The following is a 4,594-nucleotide window of genomic DNA, read 5'->3' as shown; positions in this document are numbered from 1 at the left end:
ATCCACGGCGTCGAGGGAGCAGGCTCCGCGGGAGTTTCGTCGGCAAGCGGCGAGGTGGCGGGTTCCCCGGCAGCGTGCGTGGCAACCGGTGCAGGAGCGGCCACTGGCGCATGAACGGCAACGGGCGTCGGCGTGACAACCGGCGTAGCTGCAGCGACGGGGGCGGGCGGAGCAACCGGAGCAGGCGCTGCGACAGGTTCAGGCGTCGGCTCCGGGATGCGTGCGGCCAGTGCCGCGGCGTCCACGGCGGCATCTGCGAGGTCGCTACGCTCGCGGGTTTCGATCAGATCCGGTTTTGCTACCTCTACGTGCTCGACGTGCGGCACCAGCTCAGCTGGTGCAATAGCCTCGGACCGGCCATGCGTGGCCTCGACGATCGGCGAGGGGGCCGGGGCCATGGGAATGGAAGCACCCTCGTGCGCGGCGACAATGCCGCGCTCCGGTGCCGCCACGGGCGGGAGGTCCGGCAGCGGCGGTAACGGCGGCAGGTTGAAGGCGTTCGTGGCGTGGTGTTGCGGCGTAGGCTCTGCCACCGACACTGGTGCATCGCCCACAGTCTGCAGCACGGGCGCGGGGCGGACGTCAGTGTGGGTCGGCCTTTCGGCGACGGGCGCGGCTTCCAGGGCCGACTCATCGGCACGGAGAGCACGGCCGGCCGATTCTTCCACGGTAACGGCTGGCGCGGCGGCGATGTCGTCACCGTCGGTATCGTCCTCGTCCTGGTCGGTATCGAGCGCACCTGCGACGGCACCGGCCTGGGTGTCATCCTGGCGACGGCGGCGGCGACCACCGCGGCGACCGCGACGGCGGCGCTGGCCGCTCTCGGCGTCCTTCGCGTCCTCGGAGCCCGACGGCGCCTGTGTGGCCGTCACGTCCTGGGTGACCACGGTGTCGCCTGCGTCCTGTCCGGGGACCGAGGTGACCTTCAGCTGGACGTCGTCCGTGTTGCCTGGCGCCGCAGCCTTGTCGCCGCGGGGCTGACGAGGTGGCTGCGCCGGACGCTCGGACTTCTCGGCAACGGCTTGCTGCTTGCGTGGATCGTCCTTCGGGCCTTCCATCGGACCCTGGCGACCGGCGTTGTTGCCGCGGCCACCTGCCTGCGGCTGGCGGCCTTCACGGGGTGCGGCGGCATCGGGCCGGGGCTGCTGCTTGTTGCGGCCCTGTTGCTGGGGCTGCTGGCGGCCGGCGTTGGCACCGGAGGCCTCTTTCGTGCCGCTGCCCTCACGGCGCGGTTGCTGGCGTTGACCGCCGCCACCCTGGCGATTGCCGCCCTGGCCGCCACGACCGTCGCGGCGTTCGGAGCCCTGGCGGCTGCCGCGCTCACCACGTTCGCCGCGCGCCTGGCGCGCTTCACGCTCGGGCTGGGCAGGTGCCGCGGGGGCCGGACGGAACCAGCCGATGATGCGGGAGAGTACGCCGCCACCGGTGTCTGGCACCGGCGTGGAAGCGCGTGGCCTGGCGGGACGCGGCGGCGGCGCCGACGGGAGGGAAGCGGCCTCCGGCTGATCCTCGCGCACGGGTGCGGGCGTTGCCGGGACCACGCCGCTGACCAGCGGCTGCTCGCCGCTACCCAGGGCCTGGCCCATCTTGGGCAGCGCCGCGGCTTCAACCGTGACGGTGCGCTCATAGCTGGGCTTGCTGTGCTCGCCCATGTCCGCTTCGCGGATGCGCTGGATCTCGATGTGCGGGGTTTCGAGCTGTTCGTCGGCTACCACCACCACGTGCACGCTGTGGCGCAGCTCGATTTCGACGATCGACGCGCGTTTTTCGTTCAGCATGAAGTTGGCCACCGCTGCCGGCGCCTGCACCAGCACCTGGCCGGTGTTTTCCTTCATGGCATGTTCTTCGATCAGGCGTAGGGTGGAGAGGGCGAGCGACTCCACGCTGCGGATGTGGCCGTGGCCCTCGCAGCGCGGGCAGACGATCTGGGTGGCTTCGCCCAGGCTCGGGCGCAGGCGCTGGCGGGACATTTCCAGCAGGCCGAAGCGCGAGATGCGGCCGATCTGCACGCGGGCGCGATCGTTCTTCAGGGCATCCTTGAGCTTCTCTTCCACGTCGCGCTGGTGGCGCGGGCTGTCCATGTCGATGAAGTCGATGACGATCAGGCCGCCGGCGTCGCGGATGCGCAGCTGGCGGGCGATTTCCACCGCCGCTTCGCAGTTGGTGTTGAACGCCGTTTCCTCGATGTCCGAACCCTTGGTGGCCTTGGACGAGTTGATGTCCACGGCGGTCAGGGCTTCGGTCTGGTCGATCACGATCGAGCCGCCGGAGGGCAGGCGTACGCTGCGGGCGAAGATGTTCTCGATCTGGGTTTCGATCTGGTAGCGCGAGAACAGCGGGGTGGGATCCTGGTAGAGCTTGAGCTTGCGCAGGTTATTGGGCATGACCTGCTGCACGAATTCGCGCGCATCGTTGAAGAGGGATTCTTCGTCGATGAGGATCTCGCCGATGTCGTTACGCAGGTAGTCGCGAAGCGCCCGGATGAAAAGCTTCGATTCCTGGTAGATCAGGAAGGGGGCCTTCTGGCTGCTGGCGGCGGCGGAGATCGCCTTCCACAGCTGCAGGAGGTAGTCCAGGTCCCACTGCAGCTCTTCCGCGTCGCGGCCCATGCCGGCGGTGCGGACGATCAGGCCGACGTCGTCGGGAACGGCCAGGTGGTCCATGGCTTCCTTGAGGGCCTGGCGGTCCTCACCCTCGATGCGGCGGGAGACGCCGCCGGCACGGGGGTTGTTGGGCATCAACACCATGTAGCGGCCGGCCAGGCTGATGAACGTGGTGAGGGCGGCACCCTTGTTGCCACGTTCTTCTTTCTCGACCTGGACGATGATTTCCTGGCCTTCGCGCAGGAGGTCCCGGATGTTGGACTTGCCCTCTGCCTGGGGGTTGAAATACTCCCGGGCAATTTCCTTCAGGGGCAGGAAGCCATGGCGCTCGGCGCCATAGTCGATGAAGCAGGCTTCCAGGGAGGGCTCGACCCGCGTGATGCGGCCCTTGTAAATATTGGCTTTTTTCTGTTCGCGGGAGGGGATCTCGATGTCGAGATCGTAGAGGTTCTGGCCATCGACGATGGCCACGCGCAACTCTTCACGCTGAGTCGCGTTGATCAACATACGTTTCATTGTGGGTTCCTTGGCTTGCCGCGCGTCGCGTGCCTCGGTGGCGCCACATGGCGGCCTGCCGGGGATCGCGCCGCAGCGGTAAAGCGGCAAAAGTCCGGGGCCGTCGCTGGCTCCGGCGTGATTCTTGGCATTTCGCGCCAACGCACGATCAAGTCCATACCTGACAAGGCACCGGACAACCGCGACCCGAACCGTTACGATGAAAGGGAATGGCGACCGGCCGCCTGACTGATGGCCTGCCGACGCAATCCTCGCCGGCGTGACGGGCGGGCGTATTGCCGCAGGGGCGAGCCCTTCGGCGCTACGTAGCGCTGGTCGAGTATCCTATCTAATTCGGATTTTTTCAATGCAGACGGTAACTTCCCAAGATGGCTCGCACGGCGTGCGACAGCTGGAGGTCGGCGCCGAGCGCGATGGCCAGCGTATCGACAATGCCCTGACGACGATCCTGAAGGGGGTCCCGAAGAGCCTGATCTACCGCATCCTGCGTACAGGCCAGGTGCGCGTGAACGGCAAGCGCGCCAAGCCCGATACCCGCCTGGCGGCCGGCGACATGCTGCGCATTCCCCCCGTTCGCGTGGCCGAAAGGGAGTCGGGCGTGGCCCCGGCCGGGCAGGTGGCCGAGGTCGCCGATGCCGTGATCTTCGAGGACAAGCACTTCCTGGTGATCGACAAACCACCCGGAGTGGCCAGCCATGGCGGTAGCGGGGTGAGCCATGGCGCCATCGAACTGCTGCGCGCCGCCCGGCCCAAGGAATCACTGGAACTGGTCCATCGGCTGGACCGAGATACCAGCGGCGTGCTGGTATTTGCCCGTACCCGGCCCGCGCTGACGGGCCTGCAGGCCCTGATCCGTGGGGGCGAAGTGACCAAGCAGTACCTGTGCCTGATGACCGGCGCACCCTCGCGGGCGAAGTTCGATGTCAACGCGCCGTTGCAGAAATCGATCCTGCAGGGCGGGGAACGGATGGTAAGAGTGTCCGATAACGGCAAGCCGTCGCTCACTTTTTTCCGCGAGGTCGAGCAATATCCAGGCTCCCGGCTGATGGAAGCGACCCTGTGCACCGGACGTACGCACCAGATCCGCGTACACGCGGCGCATGTGGGGCATCCGCTGGCGGGCGATCCGAAATACGGCGACGCCGAGGCCAACCAGCGTTTTCGCAAGAAGGGCCTGAAGCGGATGTTCCTGCACGCCTCGCATATGTCCTTCGAACTGGACGGCCGGGCCTATGGGTTCTCAGCCCCCCTTCCGGACGAACTGAAGGACTTCCTGGACAAGCTCAGCGGGCGGCCTAGAGGAAAAACCGCGCGCTGACTTCCAGCGACCGGAGGTACGAGCCACCGGCGAGGCCAGCCTCGAGCACCAGGGCACAGGCGGCGTGGGCGACCGCGATCGGTACCAGCGACCGCCCGCGGTAGTAGCACCAGGCCCACCACAGTTCACCGATGAAGCACATCTGCATCAGCGCCCC

General features: G+C 67.4%; 3 protein-coding genes. 1 reads left to right on the top strand and 2 read right to left on the bottom strand.

Annotated elements, in window-relative coordinates; genetic code table 11:
- A partial coding sequence (locus VK519_RS05920; RefSeq protein ID WP_324348200.1) for an Rne/Rng family ribonuclease occupies nucleotides 1–3,119 on the bottom strand: 3,119 nt, incomplete at its 3' end.
- Between the two features lie 346 nt (nucleotides 3,120–3,465).
- Here VK519_RS05920 and VK519_RS05915 point away from each other — a divergent pair.
- A complete protein-coding gene (locus tag VK519_RS05915) occupies nucleotides 3,466–4,437 on the top strand; it encodes an RluA family pseudouridine synthase (protein ID WP_324348198.1) in 972 nt (323 codons plus the stop codon).
- Here the strand turns inward: VK519_RS05915 and VK519_RS05910 are convergent.
- On the bottom strand, nucleotides 4,415–4,594 hold a 180-nt coding region (locus tag VK519_RS05910; protein ID WP_324348197.1), incomplete at its 5' end, for a hypothetical protein. The two genes, VK519_RS05915 and VK519_RS05910, sit on opposite strands and share 23 nt — an antisense overlap.

Source organism: Pinirhizobacter sp., from assembly GCF_035317885.1.
GTDB lineage: Bacteria > Pseudomonadota > Gammaproteobacteria > Xanthomonadales > Rhodanobacteraceae > Pinirhizobacter.
Note: the sequence above shows the minus strand (reverse complement) of the source record. Positions and strands in the feature narration are given on the sequence as shown.